This is a genomic window from Bacterioplanes sp. CLAM21 (assembly GCF_059641015.1).
In genome coordinates, this window is the sequence record NZ_CM184929.1 from 4,143,501 (window position 1) to 4,166,004 (window position 22,504).

Here is a 22,504-nt window from a genome sequence, read left to right on the forward strand (position 1 = left end):
TGTTACCTGGCTGAAAGATCGCCCCACACTGCCGTTTGCCAGCGTCCATTGTGAACGGCAAAATTCACATGTAAATCTGTGCCAGATGCCATTTGTTGGCGCAATTGCTTGGCTTCATAGGCCGATAAAGGAACATCAAAACTAAAGCCAGGATACTCATCCCGACACGCCTGTGCTCCTTTTTCACTGATGCCTTGTTGAGACGTTATTCGCCATTCCCCCGCATTGTTGCGACAAGCATAGGCCAAGTTCATTGTATTCCAAGACAAAGAGAAGTAGCGCTCACCACTAGCCGTCATGCGTACAGAACGACCATCGTCATAGGGCTGTAAACTGTCTTCAGGACCTATTGCCCATAACTGACCGTTTAATCGTTCACCCTGATTATCTAGGTGTTTTTCTTCAAGCATATCCATGCCTACAGCATTCAATCCGTGTTCCATAGCTGTCATGGTTTGCAGTGCCGTTAGCGTATTATTGCAGAAATAATTATCACATTCGTAGGCTCGACGAAAATAGTCTGCCGAATAGAAGTTATCATCAATATTAATATCAGCTACGGCAATACTGCGTTCAAAGTTAATCAATACGGTATCGAGATAGTCACACCCTTGGCGGTCACCATCTTTGTAGAAGAAAATCCGTTTCCCTTGATCCAGCAAGGTTTGCATGGTGATGTTTTCAGCCTGATGACACTGGCCGGGGCGATAAACAATATCCCCTAGCCAAGCCAGATCGTGTTGTAGCTGCTGATAGCCAGCCACATCACCATTAATACCATCTTCCAAATAAATAAAGACAATATCATTATCATCAGCACCTTTTAACCAGCTATCGATTTCCCCTAGCATTCGCCTCAAACTGGTGAAATTATTGGTATTGCAGTCCACCGAATGGCACACCTTGGTAAAGCCATTTGCTACTCGTATATCCAGCTCCATTGAACGTATTCCCAGTTGTAACTGTTCAACCAAGGCCCGCCGATGATTGGGGCCAGGAATTAACTGAGTACTAAAGTAAGCAGTGCTGTTATAAGCATTATGCGAGGTTAAAACGTTAGCTTGAGTAACAGGCACACTGATATTTAATGCATCCAATATATCCACAGCCACCTCGCCAGCATCACGAGCTGTGCTAACAACACCATAGGAATCAATATCATCTTCCAGCCAACCAGCGGGTCGCACCTCAAGGTTGGAGCTACTGCGCTGCAAGCGAGTATGGGCTTTATCGGCACGTAAGTTTGGGTACTGGTACACATCAACAGCCGCATTGCCAATAATCATAATAGACGATGCTTTATTTCGCCCTAATGCGACATCATCTAAGTCTTGCTGTTGCTGCCCTGCCTCTAAACAGTGTGGTGTACCGCGAAAGCCCGGATGTTCAAATAAACAGGCAAAGTCAGTGCTATGGCGGACACTAATACGAAATGAGCTAACAGCGTCGTTTAAATCATCCATACGATAAGTATTGGCCATCACTCGAGTTTGCTGACCAGAAAAATCTTTGTGCTCGAAGATATCAACATAAGCCTTTCCATAGGTTTTTATTGACGAGATTTGATCGTTGTTCTCTGCCGTTAACTGGCTAATATCCGCTACGCCATAACACCACTCAGTGCCCTGATATTCTGCGTCTTGATAAAAACAAACCTTATCTTCCGCCATAACAGAAAAACAAAAAAATAGGCTGGCCATAACTGCCAGCCTGATTGGGTAAAACATGCTACCTTCCTTATTACTTGATTACGCTAGCATGGCTATACCCTATGACAGAGATTTTACAGTAACCCTTGACGTGAATTGCAGTCAGAAGAAGGTATGAGCAATAGTAAAAGTGTGAACCGGGTTGGTTAATGGATCACCCAAATTGGCGCAGTGAGTCCTGAGTTGGCCAAAGTCTGCTGATAAAGCAATGAAATACTCTAGGAGTTTTCCTTGCCTAGTAGACATTGGACAAAGGTTTAAACGCTAGCCAGAGTAAGCATTACTAAAACGCTCCGCTGGCCAGCCACACACCTACTCCCATCATGAGAGTGCCAGCGATGCGATTTAAACGCTGCACAGAATGCTTCTTCGACAACCAGTGCCGCAAACCCGAACCACCACTGGCATACAGCATTAAAGCTAGCCATTCGAGCAACAGCTGGATTGCCATTAACACAACCAGCTGTGCTGCCAAGGGCTGGTCGGCATCGATAAAGCTAGGCATAAAGACCACCAAAAAAGCCCAACCTTTAGGGTTAGCAACTGCCGTAACAAAACCCTGATGGATTAATCCCCAACGACTGTATGCTTTATTTTCATTTTGCTCAGGAATGGCAAGGGAGCCTTTCGACTGCCACATTTGCCAGCCCAGCCACAGTAAGTAGGCACCGCCCATTAGTTGGAAGGCAATAAAGATATTAGGCGCCTGCAGCATCAGCGTAGCGACACCCAATACAGCACACAAGGTGACCAACGCCACCCCCACCAACTCGCCAGCCATCATCCACATGGTACGGCGCACACCTATGGTCATGCCCAAACTCATGGATAAAGCCATGCACATCCCTGGTGTTAAGGAGATAAATGCAAAGGTTGGGATAAAGGCCGCTAGCAACGCCCAATTCATAACAATCACCATTAAGTCAGAGTGAAGACCGTGCAGTATACCTCGGCATCAGGACAGTGAAGCCAGGTTTGCCAGCCCCTGGCATCGACAAGGGCTTATTTCTAGTCGCTACTAACTCGTCGTAGTCGCAGGCAATAACAGCGATAGCAAAATACTATGCATTCCAGCATTTACCTCAATCTAACTTGAGGTTCTACCATGCTCTGCGTTGGCTGACCTGACAGCCCTAACCAATAAGGACATCACCATGATTCAGCTAGAGCATCTCAACTTAATCGTTAAAGATATTCCCGCAACACTGGCCTTTTATCGTGCCGCCTTTCCGCACTGGCGTATTCGTACCGAAGGTCAGGGCAACTGGTATGGTACAGAGCGACGCTGGGTTCATTTTGGCGACGATTACCAGTTTTTAACCTTTAACGATAACGGTACTGGAGAAAACAGAAACCGTGAAAGCAATGATATTGGGCTATCTCATCTTGCGTTTATCACACACAATCTAGAAGCCTTGGCAAATCGCTTAATAGCAGCGGGCTTTCAGCCCACCCCATCAGGCGGTGATGGAAAGTATCGTAAAAACCGTTATTTTATCGACCCAGATGGCTATGAGGTTGAATTTGTCCAGTATTTAACCGACCTTCCCATTGAACGTAATGACAACGATAATTAGCTCGTTGCCTATCATCAGTCGCCGGAGAAATACATGGATGAGTTGTTTATGCTGCAAGCATTGGCCTTATCAAAAAAAGCCTTGCCCGCATGCCAGCCCAACCCTCCGGTAGGCTGTGTATTAGTAAAAGATGAGGAAGTAGTGGCACAGGGCTACACCCAGGCCATCGGCGGTGATCATGCCGAAGCACAGGCCATCAAGCAGTACCAAGGCTCGCTGTCTGAGGTGACGGCCTACGTTACTCTCGAGCCCTGCTCTTTTGCTGGACGCACACCTTCTTGTGCGCAGATGCTCGCGCGTAGCGGAATAAAGCGTGTTGTGGTTGCTTTAATCGACCCTGATCCACGCAATAATGGCCGTGGCATCAATATTCTGAAAAATGCCGGTATAGACGTTGAGGTGGACTGTGCTGCCGATCAAGTAGCGGCATTTCTGCATCCCCACCTCGGACACTCCTAAGGCTTGAATTTTCGCAGTCTCGGCCTCAGACAGTACTTCCCTTTTTAATGGAATTGTTTATGACGCTGTCTTTACGCCCAGTTACAGCCGACAACTATGAAGCGATTTGCGACCTGGATGTCGCTCCAGAGCAAGAAACTTTCGTGGCTTGCAATATGTGGTCGTTGGTTGAAGCAGCCTACAATGATGGCCATATTACTCGTGGCATCTATCTGAACGATAAGCCCGTTGGCTTTTTTATGTGGGTTTATGAATCGCACAGCAAGGTCTCCATCTACCGTTTTATGGTGGATCAAACACATCAGCGTAAGGGCATTGGCCGTCAGGCAATGACAATGGCCTTGCAAGAGATTCAACAGGACTTAGGGCTATCTTGCATTGAAATCTGCTATAACCCTAACAATCCGGTCGCGAAGGACTTTTACGCCAGCTTTGGTTTTATCGAAGTCGGCATGGACCCAGATGGCGAAGATATGCTCGCTGAAATTCTGCTGTAAAACACATTGTCAGTGTATCGCTTTAGCGATGAGTGACTTTAAGGTCAGATCCAGATTGTTACTGCGGCATATTTTTGTTAACGCATTAGTGAGTACCATAGCATGTGATTGTCTGGATACGGCTTCGAATATCTATACGCATCAATTTAATAACTACTCCCTAGTATTGATCGCTAAACAGACAGCCCAAATTCGATAACTTTGTACCGACAATAGTATTTCAGTATTATTGACTTACTATGACTGACCTGGATTTCTGCCAGCCTTATACCATAGAAAATATGGCTAGTTATCTACTATCATCGATCACCGCTAGCAACGTGATACAATCACTCGCTTCTGTTCTTTTCATCTGGGTCACCCATGAGTATTAAAAAGTATCTTACCTTGCTATCGCTATTCTTCGCGGTATCCGCCAACTCCTATACTGTTAACATTGATAATAAAGAAAGCCCTGAAGGGATGTTGTCTATTGCACACAAGGTAGCGCCTCAGTATTTCTTCCATGCCTATGAGCAAACCTTTCCCATATCGATTGAAACCTTACTCTCTCACTCGACGATTCAATGGCAGCATAATGATCTGACCACTGAGCATCCGACAATGGCTCATTTGACGGGAGAACTGGGGCCCGACCTCAGCAACCGCCATGATAATGATCGTATTATCATTGACAGCGAGGCTCTCAAAATTAGGCCTATTGGTGAGCGAAACTTAATTCATGACACTCCTATCTACCTAACAGTTCGGGAGTCTAAAAAACGGCTTTACCTTATTTATTCGATGTTGCTGCCGTTTAGTGATTGCCAAATTTTTCGCGCTAAAATCTATCAACAATATCATCACTCCCAAGCGGGAAAACGTCGCAACTTTGAATGGTGTAATGCAGCAAAACACTACGGTGATTGGGAAACCACCACGGTTGTTTTGGATAACCAGAATCAACCTGGCAAAGTATTGGGCATTGTCACCGTTGCCCACGGTAAAGAAATTTTTACACCTTTTGAAAAATCCGATGCTTCCAATGGTAACGGTGGCTGGCATCCTCGCATTGCCGTTTCGCTAAATACTCATGGCCTCTACCCTAAAGGCTCAGGCAAGCTTCACTATACCTCTAAGGCGTCTGATCTGAAGCCATTGGTCGGGCTGTACAATACCTACGCAGTCACTCAGCCAAACTGGAAAATTGATTGGCTGAGAACGATTGATTTAACGTCGTCTGAAGATCTGGGACAGTTAGTTAAGTTCTCAGAACCGGCATATCGCAACGACCAGGGAGAGCCGGAAGGCCTAGTCTGGAACAGCTGGCAGGCATATCGCGGCAATGGTGTCGAGACCCTAGAAGGACGTAATTTAGAAAACTGGCAAGGCCGCTGGGGACAAACCAAAAGCCTGGCGACCAACATGGGCCAACCCAGCGGCAATGTACCCAACGTCGATGATGCTATCTTGCGCCGTGCTGCAAAAGATGCCGCCAATCTATTAGGCGGAGTGAACTGGTTTGCCAAGCTGTTTGGCGGCGATGCTGCTGTTGATGTGCCTAAGTTTAACTCTCCTAACTCGCCCTGGGATTCTGGCTGGGCCAAAAAAGATCCATTTGGCAATGTCTATGCTCTAGCCGAGGACAAATATTATGCAGAGCAAGGTGAATCGATTAAAACCATCAATTTAACCATCGAAGGTTATTCCCTTGAACAACGCCGTATCAACCTAAAACAGCTTAAAGCCATTGGCCAAAAGAATTTGCACCGCTGGACGGTTCCTGTCGCTTCGATCGACTCGGCTTATAAAGGTAGTCATAAGCCACTGCAGTTGAATGGTAAGTATTGGAATACTCAGAGCAAGAAGTCTGAAGGCGCAGAACTGAAACATACGCGCGTACAACTGCAACATGATGACAGCTATGTCTTTGACAATCCTCTCGGCGAGCTTTCTTGGCAGCACACAGAAGATGGCCGCTATCTGGTATATCAAGCGCATGGGATGGATGAAAGCTGGAATAATCGCCAGGACGTTATTTATTTACCTATCACTAAACGTGATGGTAAACGCGTGACCTATCGAATTTTTGTTCAGTTCAAGCTGTAACTAACGTCTAGGATACTACCACGCCTTATGGGGGGGGAATTTCACCATAAGGCGATAACGGTAGTCATTAGCCGATTCCTTCATGCCTTACCGACTGCCTATTATTCCAATCATTAAGATGGTGAGCGATCCTGCTCGTTGCTAAGGCCAGAATTTGAATTCATAACAAATGGTCGATAACGGTTTGAGATGGCACAAAAAATCGAGGCTATGATAAGCTTGCTAAAACCGTCCAAAACTACTGGGTTTTACAATGTCTAACTTCGTTATAACGGCTTTCCAGCCACAGCATAGCCAGGCTGTGGTTAACTTATGGCGCCAAGCCCACAGCCAGGCACTGGACCTTGAGCCTATACACAGCATTGAATCACAAACGTATTTTTTGCAGCATATTTTGCCGCAAGACTATGATATTCAGGTGGTACTAGATGCTGACACTGTGGTTGCCTTTATGGCGTCCAATAGCAGCGAAATCAGCCAGCTATACGTGCATCCAGATTATCAAGGAAAAGGCATTGGCAGCCTGTTAATGAAAGTGGCTAAACAACAGTCGGACGGTTATTTATCGCTTCGTACCTTTGAAAAAAACCAACCGGCTCGGGATTTTTACCAAGCCCATGGGTTTGAGTTTTCAGCAGGAAATAGCGACAACGAAGAAGGATTGCCGGATTTGCTATACCACTGGCGCCAGGCATAAACATGGCTTTAAAGCACAAAAGAAGCCGGCAATTGCCGGCTTTTTTACAAGTATCAAGCGCCAATTAACCGTTAGCGCGCTGCTCCAGCACCGCTACCGCAGGCAGAGTTTTGCCTTCAACAAACTCTAAGAAAGCACCGCCGCCAGTTGAAATATAAGAGACTTTCTCCGCGATATTGTATTTATCCACCGCCGCCAAGGTGTCGCCACCGCCAGCAATAGAGAAAGCATCAGACTCAGCAATGGCCAATGACAAGGCTTTAGTGCCTTCGCCAAATTGATCAAATTCAAATACGCCCACCGGGCCATTCCAGATAATGGTGTTGGCTTCTTTTAACTGCTCTGCCAGTGCTTTAGCAGAGTCCGGGCCGATATCAAAAATCATATCGTCTTCGGCCACGTCGTCGGCAGACTTCAGTGTCGCTTCAGCGCGATCAGAAAACTCTTTGCCACATACCACATCGGTTGGCACAGGAATGGAGACTTTTTCCATCAGCTTTTTCGCCGCAGGAATTAAATCGGCTTCGTATAGAGATTTACCCACTGGCTTGCCAGCGGCTGCCAGGAAGGTATTGGCGATGCCGCCACCAACGATAATCTGATCACAGATCTCAGACAGACTTTCCAGCACTTCTAACTTGGTCGATACCTTAGAGCCACCAACAATCGCTACCAGAGGGCGTGCAGGCTTATCCAGTACCTGACCCAGCGCCTCTAACTCAGCCGCCAGCAGTGGGCCAGCGCAAGCAACAGGGGCAAACTTGGCCACACCGTGAGTCGAGGCTTGAGCACGGTGAGCGGTGCCAAAGGCGTCCATCACAAACACGTCACACAAGGCCGCATACGCTTGAGCCAGCTCGTCTGTGTCTTTTTTCTCGCCTGGGTTAAAGCGTACGTTCTCCAGCAATACCAACTCACCGTCGGCTACGTCAATGCCGGCAGAGAAATCTTTAATCACATTAACGCTGCGACCCAGCAAACCGCCTAAATGCTCAGCCACGGGTTGCATAGAAAACTCTTCGGCGTATTCACCTTCCGTTGGGCGACCCAGGTGAGACATCACCATGACTTTGGCACCGGCCTCAAGTGCGTGCTGAATGGTCGGCAAAGAGGCACGAATGCGTGCATCGGATGTTACCTTGCCGTCTTTTACCGGCACATTCAGATCTTCACGAATCAGAACCCGCTTGCCCTTCAAGTCGAGGTCGGTCATTTTCAAAACAGTCATAGATACCTCATCAATTGCCGCTTGGCAGATGGTCAAAATCGGGGCGGGAGTATAGCAGCAAGGCAACGACGGCCCCAGAGGCTGGGGCCCGCAGGACGTTCCCTTTTTTGTCAGCGCGTCATGCACTCAGCGGTATCTAACATGCGATTGGCAAACCCCCACTCGTTATCAAACCACACCAGCAACTTCAGCAAACGCTCGCCGCTGACCCGGGTTTGGGTGGCATCCACCACGCCTGAGCGTGGATCTTGGTTAAAGTCGATCGACGCATGGGCTTCATTGGCAATGCCTAAAACGCCCGGGAAACGTTGTTCCGCCGCTTGTGTGAGCCGCGCGTTGACATCCGCTACACTGGCATTGCCCTTCAATTGCAGGGATACATCCAAGGCCGACACATTGATGGTGGGCACCCGAACGTGCAGACTTTCCATACGGCCATCCAGATGTGGCAATAACCGCGCGATGCCTTTCGCTAAGCTGGTTTCGACGGGAATTATGCTTTGACCCGCCGCGCGGGTACGACGCAAATCCGAGTGGTAGGCATCAATCACCGGCTGATCATTCATGGCCGAGTGAATGGTGGTAGTCACCCCGGCCTCAATGCCCCAGGCCTCATCCAACACCGTTAAAATGGGCAATAAGCAGTTGGTTGAGCAAGAGCCATTAGAAACGATGCGCTGCTCGGCCGTTAAGGTATCGTGGTTTAGGCCATAAATAATGGTGTTATCAACATCGCTGTCGGCGGGGTTGGAGATCAATACTTTGTCGGCGCCACGCTGCAGGTGCACTTCGGCATCGGCGCGGGATTTAATCTGACCACTGCATTCCAATACCAGATCCACCCCCAGTGCTTGCCAATCTAGCTGGTTGGCGTCGGCTTCATGGCGAATGCAAATACGATCACCATTGACCAACAGATGGCGCTCGTCGGCAACACTGACGGTCCCCGGAAAGCGGCCATGGGTGCTGTCATAACGCAGCATATAACTGATGGAATCGATATCAGCCAGCTCATTAATGGCCACCACTTGCAAGTTCTGACGATAGCCATTGGCGTACAGGGCACGAAGAATACAGCGGCCGATTCGGCCAAATCCATTAATGGCAATGCGCGTGGTCATACTGTTCACCTTGATTCGCAGGCCAACATTGTCGGGGATTTGACCCTGCCAGGTAAAGCATCCTTGATTTAGCGCAAGCTTCTGAACCTCACTGCGACACCCTGTCACACCTTTTAAAAAGTATGGTCTTTTATAGTGGCGCCGTTTTTTCACTGGCGACTGAATGCGTATGCGCGGCGAATATCTTGCTCTGACTCTAGCTTTTACTCCTCTGCTAACCCTGGCCGAAACTCAACTTAGTCCGGTGGTCGTCACCGCCCCAACGTCGGATACTGCCTTGCAGGTACATACCGATCCCAAAGCTGCCCGCCAGCCTATTCCAGCCCACGATGGTGCCGATCTGTTAAAAACCATTCCAGGCTTTAGTGTGACCCGCAAAGGCGGCGCTGATGGTGATCCATTGCTGCGTGGCATGGCAGGATCTCGCCTAGGCATCTTTATCGATGGTGATACCTTGCTCGGTGGTTGTGGGGGTCGTATGGACCCACCCACAGCCTATATTTACCCCGCCGCCTACGATGAGGTGGTGGTGATGAAAGGGCCACAAAGCGTGCGCTATGGCAGTGGACACAGTGCCGGCGTGGTGCGCTTTGAACGCGATCTACGCCCTGAGTCTGGCTTGCATGGTTACCTCAGCGCCGTGCAAGGCAGTGCCGACCGTAGCGACCAAATCGTCAGCCTCAGCGGTGCACAGGCGTTAGGTTATGTTCGCCTAGATGGCAGTCGCAGCGATGCCAATAACTACCAAGATGGCAACGGCAATGAGGTGCACTCGGCTTATCAGCGCTGGAGCGGCGATATCACCTTAGGTTGGACGCCCAGCCAACATAGCCTGCTGCAACTCACCACCAGTCGCAGCGATGGCGAAGCGCGGTATGCCGATCGAGGTATGGATGGCGCCGCCTTTGAGCGCGAATACCATCAATTACTGTGGCAGCAACAGCCCACATCCGGAGCGCTGAAGCAATGGCAGCTCAGCCTCTACAACCATTACATCGACCATGTGATGGATAACTTTTCGCTGCGTACTAATAACGGCAAAAAAATGGTCAGCAACCCAGACCGTCAAACTCGCGGCGCCCGGCTGGAGTTCGATTGGCAGCAGCACTGGAGCCTTGGTTTTAACTGGCAGGATGACAGCCATCGACTGCGCAAAGCCATGCACATGATGCAAATCCCAGATATAAACGCCGTCGCCCGCCAGCACAGCATCGACCATAAGCAAACCGGTGTGTGGCTGGAATACCAACCAGAAGGAGAGCAAGGGCTGTACCTGGGTGCCCGTGTTGATCAGCACACTAGCCGCGATCGCCGCCGCAACAAAAGCACCAGCGGCGATCAACAGCAGCAAACCCTAGTGAGTGGTTTTGCACGTTACCAGAGCGCTTGGAGTGATCAGCTCAGCAGCTATGCTGGCATCGGCCATAACCAACGCAGCGCCGACTATTGGGAGCGTACGCGCAATCCAGGCCTGCAAGACCGCGACAGCACCTTTGATATAAACAGCGAACACACCACCCAGCTCGACCTCGGTGGCCACTGGCAAAGCAGCGCCGTGCAAGGTTCATTAGCGGCTTTTTACGCTTGGCACCAGCACTACCTTTTGATCGAAAAATTGCCTGATATCAGCGCTTCGGCCACTAACGCCCGTTCGATCGAAGCCCGCAGCTGGGGCCTAGAAACTGACTGGCAGTATTCGTTAACTGAGCAGTGGCACAGCTTGGCGACCCTGGCTTGGGTGCACGCCGTTAACGACACAGATCATCAGCCACTGGCACAGCAACCGCCGCTAGAAGCCCGTCTCGATGTGACCTATCGCCATAGTCAGTGGAGCACAGGCCTATTGCTGCGCTTGGTCGGCGATCAAAACCGCGTTGCCGTCGGCCAAGGCACTATCGTCGGCCAGGATATTGGCAAAACACCTGGTTTCGCCCTGCTGTCGGTCAATGCCAGCTGGCAGCCGCTGGACCATATCAATATCAGTGCTGGCATTGATAACCTGTTCGATCGGGCCTATGCCGAGCATGTATCCAAAGCAGGGGCGGAACTGGCTGGCTATGAAACCCAACAGCGAATCAACGAACCAGGGCGCAGCCTCTGGCTAAAAGGCGCGTGGCAGTTTTAGCCACCCGCGCAAAGTCTGTAAAAACCTTGAAGCGAAACCTTAGGGCCTGTTAACGCTATTTCGATCGCGCTGTTATGCACTGAAAACCTTTCAGTTAAGGCGCGAAGATCGATGTTTAACGAGCTAAATCGCGTTAACAAGCCCAAGCTAGAAATACAGCCCGGGCTGCTCACCACTGCCGCCAGCCATTAACCGATCAAACTGCGGTTTATCGTGCTGAATCCACAGCTGCGCTCCGGTGTCTTTAATCAGCTGGTCGATCTTGTCGAAAGAAGCGCGGGTATCGCCAGCATCGGCATTAAACTGTGGTACCGCTCGGTCGTCGTGATTGCGCTGAAAATGGTACAAATCACCACTGAGCACCACAGGGCCATGCTGTTTTAGCTTTAGTAGCAGCGATTGATGCCCTGGGGTATGACCCGGAGTGCGCACAATTACCACGCTGCCGTCGCCAAACACATCGTGATCACCATTAAGTTTTTTCACCTTGCGCAGACGGTTGTAATCGCCCTGTTTAAATCCGTATTGGCGGGCCTTTTTCCCGGTCGAAACTTTATGTTCGCTGCGCTGTACTAACCAGGTTGATTGGGCAAAGGCATTAGCGTTGCCGGTGTGGTCGGAGTGCAAATGAGAGATGGCCAGGTAATCAATGTCTTTAGGGCTGACACCGTGCTCAGCCAGCTGGCCTAATAGGGTTTTGCTCATCGACACATGAAAGGCGCCATCCCACATGTCTTTGCCGTCGGGCAGTTTTGCCAGCTCATCGGTCATACCCGTGTCCCACAACAGCGTACCGTCAGGGTGGCGAATCAAATAACAGCTATTGGCCAACACCTGCTCGGTGCCGGTTTCGATATTGCTGTTAAATAACGACGCATTGCGGCTCACCAAGGTGCCGCAGTCGAGTACTTGCACTGAGAGCATCTGCTCCGCATAAGCCGCATTGAGCAAAAAACAGCTAGATATAATTAGGGACAAATAACGCATGGAGCCTCCGTGCATGTCCATTAAAGGGAGGTCCAGATTGGGTTATCCAATTTAAGACATCAAGCCTAAGGCGCGTATTGAGGCATTGAAAAAGCGAGGGGTAAACATGCAGCAGGACGAATATGCTATTCACTGTCCATATTGTGGCGAGCCAATGATCATCTTAGTGGATCCATCCGAGCCACAACAAGAGTACATAGAAGACTGCCAGGTGTGCTGCCAGCCAATGGTCATTACCATACAGCAAGATTGGCAAGGACAGATCGAGGTCAGCGTGCGCAGCGAAAACGACGTCTGACCCCGCAGAACTTTTTAACTGGCCAGCCAGCTGTAGATATCCAGATCGATGCTATTGCCCTCAAACTCCAACTGCGCCGGCAAATAACCTTCGTGCACAAAACCCAGGCCTTGCGCCAGCTGGCCATGCTGCTGATTGCCGCGGCGTATTCTCAGCTCCACCCGGTGCAAGTTCAGCTCCTGTTGAACAAAATTCAGCACCGCTGCCAGTACAGGCTGCAGTTCCGCCAATACCATTTGCTCATCCAGCTCCCACCACAGTTGTGCTGAGCGTGTCATCCAATTGATATGCTGCAAACCAATGCGGCCGCGCAGCTGATCCTGCTGTTCGATCAACCAGCAAGCCGCTTCACGCGATTGAAAACGCAGCGCCCAGCGACGCAAATCATCCAGTGCTTGCGCGCTGACATCCATAGCCAATTGCGGCAGGTGAGCCCGCCTATCAGCCACCTTAAGCAACTCATAGACGGCATCGCCATCTTGCTCTGTCACTGGCAAACGTAACTGAAACTCACCGGCATCAAAGTTCCAATTCATGATGACTCTCCTGGTGAGTGGAAGGATTTGTCCAAGTTTTGTCCAGGATTATCCTGCTCACCCAAACGGCCAGGCACCGGCTTAGCCTCTGAGCGCAGCAGATGATATTGCTCGATGTCGGCAAACTGGTTGTCGCCCGTGCGCCACGCTTGGCGCAGCACGGCCGTGCGCTCAAAACCGAGAGACTGCAACAGCGTCTTCAGCGATTCGGCCTGACCTGCAATCCATTGGTAAGCAAAATTGCGCAGATGATATTTACTGGCGAGAAAATCCATAGCGACAGCCAACGCCGAAGCCCGGTGCTCGTCTTGCAAACTGGGCAAACCGTCAGCTCGCAACGTCACTCTCAGTGCTGAAGGCTGCCAGTCAAAGGCGCTCACCATGCCCTGCACCTCACCGTTCACTTCCAGCAACCACATCATGCCACGCTGGGTGGCGGCCATTTGCACACTCAGTTCAATCAAGCGCTGCATCTGTTGCTGTGCTTGTTCCGATGCCGGATCCAGCGGTCTTTGACCCGGCAGCTCGGGTTGTTGATATAACGCCAGCAAATGCTCTACATCGCTGTCTGCCAGCGGCCGTAAGCGGCCGCCAGCAAACGCCAATTCGGGAGTAAATTTCATGCACTACCTGTTAATAATCGTCGTCACCACCGCCGTAGCCATGGGCGAGATTTTCAAAGCGGGTGTATTTACCAATAAAGGCCAGACGGTCGCTACCAATCGGACCGTTACGGTGCTTACCTGTGATGATTTCGGCCACGCCTTTATCCGGCGAGTCCTCGTTATACACCTCATCACGGTAAATAAACTGAATAATATCGGCGTCCTGCTCGATGGCGCCCGATTCACGCAGATCCGACATTACCGGACGCTTATTCGGCCGTTGCTCCAACGAGCGGTTAAGCTGCGACAGCGCCACCATCGGACAATTAAACTCTTTGGCAATGGCTTTTAACGTCCGCGAGATTTCAGAAATTTCCTGGGTACGCCCTTCTGATGGGCCAGACACCCGCATCAGCTGCAGGTAGTCGACCATGATCATGCCCAAGTCATTGTTGTTTTCACGATACACCTTACGTGCTCGGGCACGCATTTCCTGCGGCGTCAGTGCCGGGGTGTCATCGATATACAGCGGCAAATCTTTGAGCATATTGACCGCCGCCGACAGCTTGGGCCAGTCCTCTTCGATCAGCTTGCCGCTACGAATACGGGTCTGGTCGATACGCCCTAACGACGACAGCATCCGCATGACGATGGATTCCGATGGCATCTCCATACTGAAAACCAAGCACGGACGTTTGGTGGCCAGCAAGGCGTTTTCCACCAGGTTCATCGAGTAGGTGGTTTTTCCCATCGACGGACGAGCCGCAACAATCACCAAGTCGGCCTTTTGCAAACCCGAGGTACGTGAATCGATATCGGCAAAGCCCGTGGTCAGGCCAGTCAAGCCATCGGGCTGATTAAACATCTGATCAAGCTGATCGAGGGTGTTTTTCAGAATCGGTCCGACCACTTGCGGACCACCGTCTTTGCGGTTGCCTTCGGCAATCTGGGCGATGGCCTTTTCCGCATCCGACAGCAAGGTCAGCGAGTCGGCACCGTCTGGCTCGTAAGCACGCTGCATCATATCGCTGGCGGCTTCGATTAATCGCCGTTGCTGCGCTCGTTCGCGCACAATGGTGGCGTAAGCTGCACAGTTATCGATCGCGGGGGTCATATCGACCAGCTGGCTCAGGTAAGCGGCGCCGCCTATTTTCTCCAGCTGCGAGCGCTCTTCCAGCTCTTCTGCCACGGTGACCACATCGAGAGGCTGCTCTTGCGACACCAAATGGGTGATGGCGCGGAAAATCAGCCGATGGTCATGGCGATAAAAGTCGTTGTCTTCGAGGCTTTCCGACACATCTTCCCAGGCGCGTTCGTCCAGCATCAGGGCCCCTAATACCGACTGTTCGGCTTCAACCGAATGCGGCGGGGTTCGCAAGGAGGTTTCGTGCTCGTCGCTCATGGCTGCGTCATTCACTCATCGATTGGAAAACGGTGGGGCAAAAAAAAGCACTATTGAACGCATCCAATAGTGCCTTTTTTGCTACTTTCTGTCACGGCCATGGCCGCACAGTAAAGTATTACTCAGAAACGACGTGCAGTTTCAGAGTTGCTTCCACTTCTGCGTGCAGGTGGATAGCAATGTCGTATTCGCCAACGTTGCGAATAGGACCTTCTGGCAAACGCACTTCTGCTTTCGCCAGTTCAACACCCGCTTCAGTCGCCAGTTCAGCGATGTCACGGTTGCCCAGAGAACCGAACAGCTTGCCTTCGTCGCCCGCTTTAACAGCAACAGACAGTTCGATTTCTTCAATTTTCTCTTTACGAGACTCAGCACCAGCCAGCTTGTCAGCAGCAGCTTTTTCCAGCTCGGCACGACGTGCTTCGAACTCAGCAACATTGGTTTTTGTTGCAGGTACCGCTTTGCCTTGTGGGAACAGGAAGTTACGAGCGTAGCCTGGCTTAACGGTTACTTGCTCACCCAGTTCGCCCAGCTTGGCGATTTTTTCCAGCAGAATAATTTGCATTTTTAATTCCTCATTACAGGGCCAACGATTAGCTAGCCGTGTCTTTTAGTCGCGAGCGAACGTCCAACAGACTGTCCAGCAACGCTACGAAAATTAGTAATGTGTACATGTATGGCCCGAAGAATAACAAGCTGAGGTAAGTCACCGTCAACCAAATCGGACTGGCAGCGGTTTTGGCCACCGCGCCATGGATCAACGCCAGTGCAGCCAGAATCAATGGCACCGTTAACAGTGGTACCAATCCGGCTAACTGAGGCTGTAACTGCCCGGCCATAAACAACACCAATACTACCGGTGCTGTCACTGCCACAGGCAACCGCAACTGCTTAAATTCAGTGCCAAACCCACCTGGGTTATACAAGGCACTCTGCCAGTAGCGTCCCAATAACAGACACAGATTAATAATCAGTACAAACAGTGATGCCAGCCCGCCACTGATCAGAGGGGCTACGTACGCTTGCACCTGTGCCAGAACTTCCGGCCGGTTCTGCAAAGCGTCCGCCACTGCGGCTTCGCTGTTGCTGACGATCAAAGGCATGACCTCTGACATCATCAACGGCAGGCTAAAGTACAATGCGATGCCAACCAGCACCGACATAGCAATAGCCCAATCCAAACGTACACTGCGGTTGAGAACCACGGCTCCCACACCTGCACCCAAGGCGCTAACCAAAGGAGTCGGATCTCCCGCTGCTAACCAAGCAATGCCCGGCAGCGAGGCCCACATAAATACGCGACTGCCTTCCGCTGCCCCATGACGCAAGGTCACCAGTGCAACGATGGCCGCTCCCAACCAGAACAACAATGGGATGGCTAAAGCAGCACCAGCCGCCACAGTTGCCTGTGTGCGGCTGGTCATAGCCCATCGAGCGATAGATAACATCAGGTCACTCAACCAGCTGGGGTATCAGAACAACGATTAGTTGTCGTGCTGATCAGTGTAAGGCAGCAAAGCGATGTAGCGCGCGCGCTTGATCGCAGTAGACAGCTGACGCTGATACTTAGCACGGGTACCAGTGATACGGCTTGGTACGATTTTGCCAGTTTCAGTGATGTAGCCTTTCAGCGTGTCCAGATCTTTGTAGTCGATCTCAGATACACCTTCAGCGGTGAAACGGCAGAACTTACGACGACGGAAAAAACGTGCCATGACTAAAACTCCTATTACTCTGCGCTTTCGTCAGCAGTAGATTCTTCTGCGTCCGCTTCAGTAGCGTCCGCGTCTTCTTCAGCTTTTGCCTCAGCTGCACGCTCTTCGCTGCGAGCTTCGCGGCGACGATCTTCACGGCTTTCAGCCGCTTTGATTGGAGACAGCTCAGTCACGGCTTCGTCGCGACGGATAACCATGTTACGCAGAACAGCATCGTTGTAACGGAAGTTGGTAGTCAGCTCGTCCAGCACTTCTTGTGAACATTCAACGTTCATCAGAATGTAATGTGCTTTATGGATGTCGTTGATTGGGTATGCCAGGTGACGACGACCCCAGTCTTCGAAACGGTGGATTTTACCGCCAGACGCTTCGATGCTGTTGGTGTAACGCTCTACCATGGCTGGTACTTGTTCGCTTTGATCTGGGTGAACCAGAAAAACGATTTCGTAGTGACGCATTGTCAACTCCTTATGGGTTTATAGCCTTCCGGCCCATCCGGTAAGGCAAGGAGTCTGTCGCTGGCAAGCCAGGACAGATAAAGGGCTGCGGATAGTATCAGAACAGCCTGTGCAGTTCAAACCTTAACCAACTGCGACATCTGACCGCATGGGCAAGGGCGCTAACGGGGTTATGCTGAAAGCGATTAGATCCCAACGCATTTACGCCGGTCATGCCCATGACCGGCTTTTTTTATCTCAGATAACGCCACCAGCGCCAGACATTGAGCAAGCTCATCAGCGATCCGGCAACATAGGTCAAGGCTGCAGCGCGCAAAATCTGCCTGGCGTTGGCCAAATCGGTTTCGCTTAAATAATCACCTTGCTGCAATAGCGGCAACGCCTTGCCAAAACTGGCATCCCACTCGACCGGCAAGGTCACTAGGTGCACTAAGGTCGATATCAGCATGGCAGCCACCGCCAGCATCAGACTCCAGCGCGATAGCCCTGGCTGCAGCCAGGCTATCAATGGCAGTGTCAGCAGCACCACCGGAATAATGCGCTCCGACCACACCGCCACGTGGGCCAACACAGTGCGTAATTGAAACAAGGATTCACGATCGGCATGTTGCAGAGCATGACCAACCTCGTGGGCAGCCACCGCCACCGCCGTTAACGAACGCCCGTCCATATTGGCCGCCGACAAACGCACTGTGCGACTGCTGGGATCATAATGATCACCACTGTCAGTTGGCTCCAGCTGTACCTGATCGAGGTGCAGTTTAGCGAGCAGATGGCGAGCCATATCTCCGCCCGTGCCAGGATAATCGCCACGTTGTCGGCTGTGTTTTTTCATCACGTGGGATACCCACAGTCCAGGACCTAATAACAGCAACAAGATCAGCAACAATAACAACAGCCACATCATGGCGAGCATCCTCTAATGTTCAGCCCCCATGGTAACGGTCCGGAATGAATGCCGGAACACTCAATCCCGACATAGGATTAGCGCCGTGTCACTGGTAGTATTACGCGCCCGATTGACCCCTGAGGGAAACACCCTTGAGCATCCGATACGTTGCATCATCGAAACTGCCCACGCCCTTTGGCGTATTTACCATGCATGGCTTTGAAGAAACCGCCACTGGCAAAGAGCACGTCGCTCTTACCATGGGCGACATAGACAGTGGCGAACCGGTACTGGCGCGCGCCCATTCGGAGTGCCTGACGGGCGATGCTCTGTATAGCATGCGTTGTGATTGCGGCTATCAGTTAGAAGCAGCGATGAATGCGGTAGCCGAAGCAGGCCGAGGAGTGATTCTGTATTTGCGCCAAGAAGGACGCGGCATTGGCCTGTTGAATAAGATTCGTGCCTACAACTTGCAAGACCAGGGAGCCGATACGGTAGAAGCCAACGAGCAGCTGGGTTTTGGCGCCGATATGCGCGATTACTCCATGTGTGAACCGATGTTGACACACCTGGGCATCAAGGCGATTCGTTTGATGACCAACAATCCACGCAAAGTGAAAGCCCTGTCCAATGCTGGCGTTGATGTCAGCGAGCGCGTGCCACTGCAGGTCGGTCGCAATCCACACAACGATGCTTATCTGGCGACTAAAGCCAGCAAGTTAGGCCATATGTTCACGCATCAGGATGATGCTCCGGAGGATTGACCTCCTCACTCATATGTTCAGGCTCAGTGTCAGGCTCGAGCTCAGTGTCAGGCTGAGCCTCGACCGCCGATTCATTGCGTACATGCACATAAATTTCGTGGCCTTCGAACTGCTCGACTAGCTCATGCAGTTTTTCAATATGGTGCTCTGTCAGTCGGGTGCCTTCTGACAACAGCACCATACCCGCTGGTGACATCAAAGGCGCACTCAGCAACATGCCAACCTCGGCTTCCATCACCGGCAAACGAATGTGCTCAGTGGCGAAGTGCCCATCCACATCCTCTAGCAGCTCTTCAAATACTTCGACCAGCTCAGGGTCGTAGCGATGGCCCGCCATATTTTTTAAATATTTTTGCGCCAGTTCTGGCTCCAGTGTTTCGCCCAAAAAATTGTGAATATTTTGCATATCCACATAATCAGAAACGATGCGCAAAATACGGGCGGCACAGGAAATCGCCGAGCCCTTGAGCTTATCGGGAAAACCTTTGCCATTGTACAGTTCCATGTGTGAGCGAATGATGCTAGCAGCACCGGCCAATGGCTCGTACAACATTAACATCGACTGGCCAAGAGCAGGAAACTGAGCAAACTCGACCCGTTCAGCCACGCTCATATCCACCACAGATTGCCCAACAATCTGATCCGGCAGAGATACCTTACCGATATCGCGCAGTAACGCTGCAATATAAATATCTTCGACTTCGCTATCCGTTAAGCCCACTCTTCTGGCAAAGGCACGTGCCAGGTGCGCTGCCCGAGTACTATTGCCTCGCTGCACACCAATGCGGGTTTCGATAAGCGACACCAACATATGTAATACCGAGCGCATATCGGAACGCAGCCGACGATTGGTAATGAGCAATTGCTGCTCACGCTCGCCCACTTTGGCTTCCAACTGACCATTGCTCAATTGCAGCTGACGGTTAAGGCGAGCAAGCTCATCGTTTTGATGGATAATGTGTTGATTTAATGCTTGGTTGGCACTGCGCAGGGTGCGAATTTCTACCGCTTCAGCCACCAGCTGACGTAAGTCGTCGTTATCCCAGGGTTTGGCCACATAACGATAAATATTGCCTTCGTTAATCGCCCGCACCGCCGACTCCAGGTCTGAATAACCCGTGACCAGAATACGAATCATATCGGGATGATCACGCCGACAATGGGCCAATAAATCGGCGCCGGTCATGCCCGGCATACGCATATCGGACAAAATGACGTCAAAGCTGGATTTTGACAGCAGCTCAATGGCCTCAGCGCCACTGTTGGCAGTCATGACATTGTGCTGACGACGCAGCAAACGTTTTAATGCCTGGCAAATGGCCTCTTCGTCATCGACGATCAGTACATCGCCAAGCACTTCGTTGGTATCTGTTGCAACCATAGCCTGCTCCGCAACCTCCCTATGCTGATGTCACCAGCATAGTACGTCGCGACCACAGGCCGGATGTTTTAGTGGCCGTTATCGCCCTTACGGTCGATGGTTTGTAGTACATGCTCCAGGGTCAGGCCAATCTCTTCATGCTGCTGCGCCACGCTGGCATGATCGATATAACGATCGGGTATGCCTAACGTCACCACAGGGATGTGAATGCCGTGTCGAGCCAAGCATTCCAGTACCGCGCTGCCGGCACCGCCGGCAGTGGCGTTTTCTTCTAAGGTGATCAGCTGCTCATGTTGCTGCGCCAAGCGCACCACTAGCTCTTCATCTAACGGCTTCACAAAGCGCATATCGGCAACCGTCACATCACGCTGTTGTGCCGCATGCAGCGCCACACTGAGGGGAGCACCAAAGGCCAGTAAAGCGCTGCCGCCGTCTGCCGCTTGGCGCTGACGACGAATAACGCCCTTGCCAATGGGCAACGGCGTCAGTTCACTTTGCAGCTCGGCATCTGGGCCTGAGCCACGCGGATAACGCACTGCCGCAGGACCTGGATGCATATATCCGGTGTGTAGCATTTGCCGGCATTCGTTTTCATCGGATGGCGTCATAATGACCAGGTTAGGAATGCAGCGTAAATAGCTGAGATCATAGGCACCATGATGGGTCGGGCCATCCTCGCCAACCAAACCGGCGCGATCGATGGCAAATAACACATCGAGGTTTTGCAAGGTCACGTCATGGATCAGCTGATCGTAGGCGCGCTGCAAAAAGGTGGAGTAAATGGCCACCACGGGTTTGCTGCCCTCACAGGCCAAACCTGCCGCCAGCGTCACCGCGTGTTGCTCGGCGATGGCGACATCGTAATAGCGCTGTGGGTACTGCTGGGAAAAGCGAATCAGATCCGAGCCTTCACGCATGGCCGGGGTAATGCCGACCAAACGCTCATCCAGCTCGGCCTGATCACACAGCCAGTCACCAAACACATTGGAATAAGTGGGACGTTTGGCAACACTGGCCTTGGCCGTTTGTGGCTTTAACGCATGGTACTTAATGGGGTCTTGCTCAGCCGGCTCAAAGCCTTTGCCTTTGCGCGTGACCACATGCAGGAATCTTGGGCCTGGCAAATCTTTTAAGTTTTGCAGCTGCAGCACAAGCTCATTTAGATCATGGCCATCAATCGGGCCGTAATAATTAAAGCCAAGCTCTTCAAACAAGGTGCCAGGCGCGACCATGCCCTTCATATGCTCTTCAGTACGACGAGCAAATTCCCAGGCAGCCGGAATCTTTTCCAGAACCTTCTTGCTACCCTCACGCATGGCCGAATAGGTTCGGCTCGACCAGATGCGGGTAAAGTATTTGTTCAAGGCGCCAACATTGTTGGAGATGGACATGTCGTTGTCGTTCAAAATCACCAACATGTCTGCCTTTTCATGGCCGGCATGATTCAGTGCTTCAAACGCCATACCCGCCGTCATCGCCCCATCACCAATAATCGCGACCGCCTGACGTGGCAATTGTTGCTGACGAAACGCCAACGCCATACCCAGTGCCGCACTGATAGACGTACTGGAGTGGCCAACACCAAAGGTATCAAAAGCGCTTTCACTGCGCAGCGGAAACGCCGCTGGGCCGTCGGCCTGGCGAATACGTGTCATCTGCTCGCGGCGGCCGGTGAGGATCTTGTGTGGATAGGCCTGATGACCGACATCCCACACCAGACGATCGTCCGGCGTATTAAACACATGATGCAAAGCGACGGTCAGTTCCACCACGCCTAAACCGGCACCAAAATGCCCACCGGATTGGCCCACGCTATAGAGCAAAAACGCACGCACTTCTTCGCACAACTGCTGCAACTGCGGCGTCGACAACGACTTCATATCGGCGGGCTGGTCAATGCTGTCCAGCAGCGGCGTATCTGGGCGTTGTGAAGGTATTTCGGTAAACATCAGGCGGTGTGATCCCGGT

At 51.4% G+C, this 22,504-nt stretch carries 23 protein-coding genes; 8 read left to right on the plus strand and 15 right to left on the minus strand.

Translation table 11 applies throughout. From position 1 onward, the window contains the following. Nucleotides 1–2: 2 nt before the first annotated feature. Complete coding sequence (locus AC55FS_RS19075) at nt 3–1,700, minus strand: phosphoinositide-specific phospholipase C-related protein (protein ID WP_496933887.1); 1,698 nt, start codon at nt 1,698–1,700, stop codon at nt 3–5. A 292-nt stretch (nt 1,701–1,992) separates the two neighbouring features. Next, nucleotides 1,993–2,616 carry a LysE family translocator gene (locus AC55FS_RS19080; protein ID WP_496933888.1) on the minus strand — a complete coding sequence of 208 codons (624 nt, stop codon included), beginning with the start codon at nt 2,614–2,616 and terminating at the stop codon, nt 1,993–1,995. Between the two features lie 247 nt (nt 2,617–2,863). Here AC55FS_RS19080 and AC55FS_RS19085 point away from each other — a divergent pair, with 247 nt between their 5' ends. The 5 genes from AC55FS_RS19085 (at nt 2,864) to AC55FS_RS19105 (ending at nt 7,027) form a co-directional block, all read left to right on the plus strand. Further along, nucleotides 2,864–3,286 (plus strand): VOC family protein, encoded by a 423-nt coding sequence (locus AC55FS_RS19085; protein WP_496933889.1) that lies wholly within the window; start codon nt 2,864–2,866, stop codon nt 3,284–3,286. A 33-nt stretch (nt 3,287–3,319) separates the two neighbouring features. Further along, nucleotides 3,320–3,745 carry a bifunctional diaminohydroxyphosphoribosylaminopyrimidine deaminase/5-amino-6-(5-phosphoribosylamino)uracil reductase RibD gene (locus tag AC55FS_RS19090; RefSeq protein ID WP_496933890.1) on the plus strand — a complete coding sequence of 142 codons (426 nt, stop codon included), beginning with the start codon at nt 3,320–3,322 and terminating at the stop codon, nt 3,743–3,745. A 59-nt stretch (nt 3,746–3,804) separates the two neighbouring features. Further along, nucleotides 3,805–4,242, plus strand: a complete 438-nt coding sequence (locus AC55FS_RS19095) for a GNAT family N-acetyltransferase (protein ID WP_496933891.1) — start codon at nt 3,805–3,807, stop codon at nt 4,240–4,242. A gap of 363 nt (nt 4,243–4,605) precedes the next feature. Beyond that, on the plus strand, nt 4,606–6,330 hold the full coding sequence (locus tag AC55FS_RS19100; protein WP_496933892.1) for a hypothetical protein: 1,725 nt from the start codon (nt 4,606–4,608) through the stop codon (nt 6,328–6,330). A gap of 253 nt (nt 6,331–6,583) precedes the next feature. Continuing rightward, complete coding sequence (locus AC55FS_RS19105) at nt 6,584–7,027, plus strand: GNAT family N-acetyltransferase (RefSeq protein ID WP_496933893.1); 444 nt, start codon at nt 6,584–6,586, stop codon at nt 7,025–7,027. 64 nt (nt 7,028–7,091) lie between these two features. Here AC55FS_RS19105 and AC55FS_RS19110 read toward each other — a convergent pair whose 3' ends face one another. Continuing rightward, nucleotides 7,092–8,255: a phosphoglycerate kinase gene (locus tag AC55FS_RS19110; RefSeq protein ID WP_496933894.1), complete on the minus strand. Its 1,164-nt coding sequence runs from the start codon at nt 8,253–8,255 to the stop codon at nt 7,092–7,094. 110 nt (nt 8,256–8,365) lie between these two features. Next, nucleotides 8,366–9,376 (minus strand): type I glyceraldehyde-3-phosphate dehydrogenase, encoded by a 1,011-nt coding sequence (locus AC55FS_RS19115; protein WP_496933895.1) that lies wholly within the window; start codon nt 9,374–9,376, stop codon nt 8,366–8,368. A gap of 163 nt (nt 9,377–9,539) precedes the next feature. On the opposite strand from AC55FS_RS19115, the gene AC55FS_RS19120 reads away from it, so the two are divergent. Continuing rightward, the gene (locus AC55FS_RS19120) at nt 9,540–11,501 is read left to right on the plus strand and encodes a TonB-dependent copper receptor (protein WP_496933896.1); all 1,962 of its coding nucleotides are present in this window, start codon (nt 9,540–9,542) and stop codon (nt 11,499–11,501) included. A gap of 147 nt (nt 11,502–11,648) precedes the next feature. Here the strand turns inward: AC55FS_RS19120 and AC55FS_RS19125 are convergent, their stop codons facing one another. Beyond that, nucleotides 11,649–12,488, minus strand: coding sequence for an N-acyl homoserine lactonase family protein (locus AC55FS_RS19125; protein WP_496933897.1), 840 nt, complete (start codon nt 12,486–12,488; stop codon nt 11,649–11,651). A 154-nt stretch (nt 12,489–12,642) separates the two neighbouring features. Between AC55FS_RS19125 and AC55FS_RS19130 the strand changes: the two genes are divergently transcribed. After that, entirely contained in the window at nt 12,643–12,786 is a 144-nt protein-coding gene (locus tag AC55FS_RS19130) for a zinc ribbon domain-containing protein (protein ID WP_496933898.1), read from the plus strand. Nucleotides 12,787–12,800: 14 nt separating this feature from the next. Here AC55FS_RS19130 and AC55FS_RS19135 read toward each other — a convergent pair whose 3' ends face one another. From AC55FS_RS19135 to AC55FS_RS19170, 8 genes are all read right to left on the minus strand, one after another. Continuing rightward, nucleotides 12,801–13,322 (minus strand): GNAT family N-acetyltransferase, encoded by a 522-nt coding sequence (locus AC55FS_RS19135; RefSeq protein ID WP_496933899.1) that lies wholly within the window; start codon nt 13,320–13,322, stop codon nt 12,801–12,803. Next, nucleotides 13,319–13,945 (minus strand): GNAT family N-acetyltransferase, encoded by a 627-nt coding sequence (locus tag AC55FS_RS19140; RefSeq protein WP_496933900.1) that lies wholly within the window; start codon nt 13,943–13,945, stop codon nt 13,319–13,321. The genes AC55FS_RS19135 and AC55FS_RS19140 overlap by 4 nt, the downstream gene beginning before the upstream one ends. Nucleotides 13,946–13,955: 10 nt before the next feature. Continuing rightward, nucleotides 13,956–15,329 (minus strand): replicative DNA helicase, encoded by a 1,374-nt coding sequence (gene dnaB, locus AC55FS_RS19145; RefSeq protein ID WP_496933901.1) that lies wholly within the window; start codon nt 15,327–15,329, stop codon nt 13,956–13,958. Nucleotides 15,330–15,447: 118 nt separating this feature from the next. Continuing rightward, on the minus strand, nt 15,448–15,894 hold the full coding sequence (gene rplI, locus AC55FS_RS19150) for a 50S ribosomal protein L9 (RefSeq protein WP_094059614.1): 447 nt from the start codon (nt 15,892–15,894) through the stop codon (nt 15,448–15,450). A gap of 28 nt (nt 15,895–15,922) precedes the next feature. Continuing rightward, nucleotides 15,923–16,753 (minus strand): hypothetical protein, encoded by an 831-nt coding sequence (locus AC55FS_RS19155; protein WP_496933902.1) that lies wholly within the window; start codon nt 16,751–16,753, stop codon nt 15,923–15,925. 60 nt (nt 16,754–16,813) lie between these two features. Then, complete coding sequence (gene rpsR, locus AC55FS_RS19160; protein ID WP_094059612.1) at nt 16,814–17,044, minus strand: 30S ribosomal protein S18; 231 nt, start codon at nt 17,042–17,044, stop codon at nt 16,814–16,816. Between the two features lie 14 nt (nt 17,045–17,058). Next, the gene (gene rpsF, locus AC55FS_RS19165) at nt 17,059–17,502 is read right to left on the minus strand and encodes a 30S ribosomal protein S6 (protein ID WP_496933903.1); all 444 of its coding nucleotides are present in this window, start codon (nt 17,500–17,502) and stop codon (nt 17,059–17,061) included. 232 nt (nt 17,503–17,734) lie between these two features. Next, a complete protein-coding gene (locus AC55FS_RS19170) occupies nt 17,735–18,409 on the minus strand; it encodes a zinc metallopeptidase (protein ID WP_496933904.1) in 675 nt (224 codons plus the stop codon). A 134-nt stretch (nt 18,410–18,543) separates the two neighbouring features. Here AC55FS_RS19170 and ribA point away from each other — a divergent pair, with 134 nt between their 5' ends. Further along, nucleotides 18,544–19,155 (plus strand): GTP cyclohydrolase II, encoded by a 612-nt coding sequence (ribA, locus tag AC55FS_RS19175; protein ID WP_496933905.1) that lies wholly within the window; start codon nt 18,544–18,546, stop codon nt 19,153–19,155. Here ribA and nosR read toward each other — a convergent pair. Continuing rightward, nucleotides 19,124–20,536, minus strand: a complete 1,413-nt coding sequence (gene nosR, locus AC55FS_RS19180; RefSeq protein ID WP_496933906.1) for a response regulator c-di-GMP phosphodiesterase, NosR family — start codon at nt 20,534–20,536, stop codon at nt 19,124–19,126. The genes ribA and nosR overlap by 32 nt on opposite strands. A 68-nt stretch (nt 20,537–20,604) precedes the next feature. Continuing rightward, complete coding sequence (gene dxs / locus AC55FS_RS19185) at nt 20,605–22,485, minus strand: 1-deoxy-D-xylulose-5-phosphate synthase (RefSeq protein ID WP_496933907.1); 1,881 nt, start codon at nt 22,483–22,485, stop codon at nt 20,605–20,607. Nucleotides 22,486–22,504 lie beyond the last annotated feature (19 nt).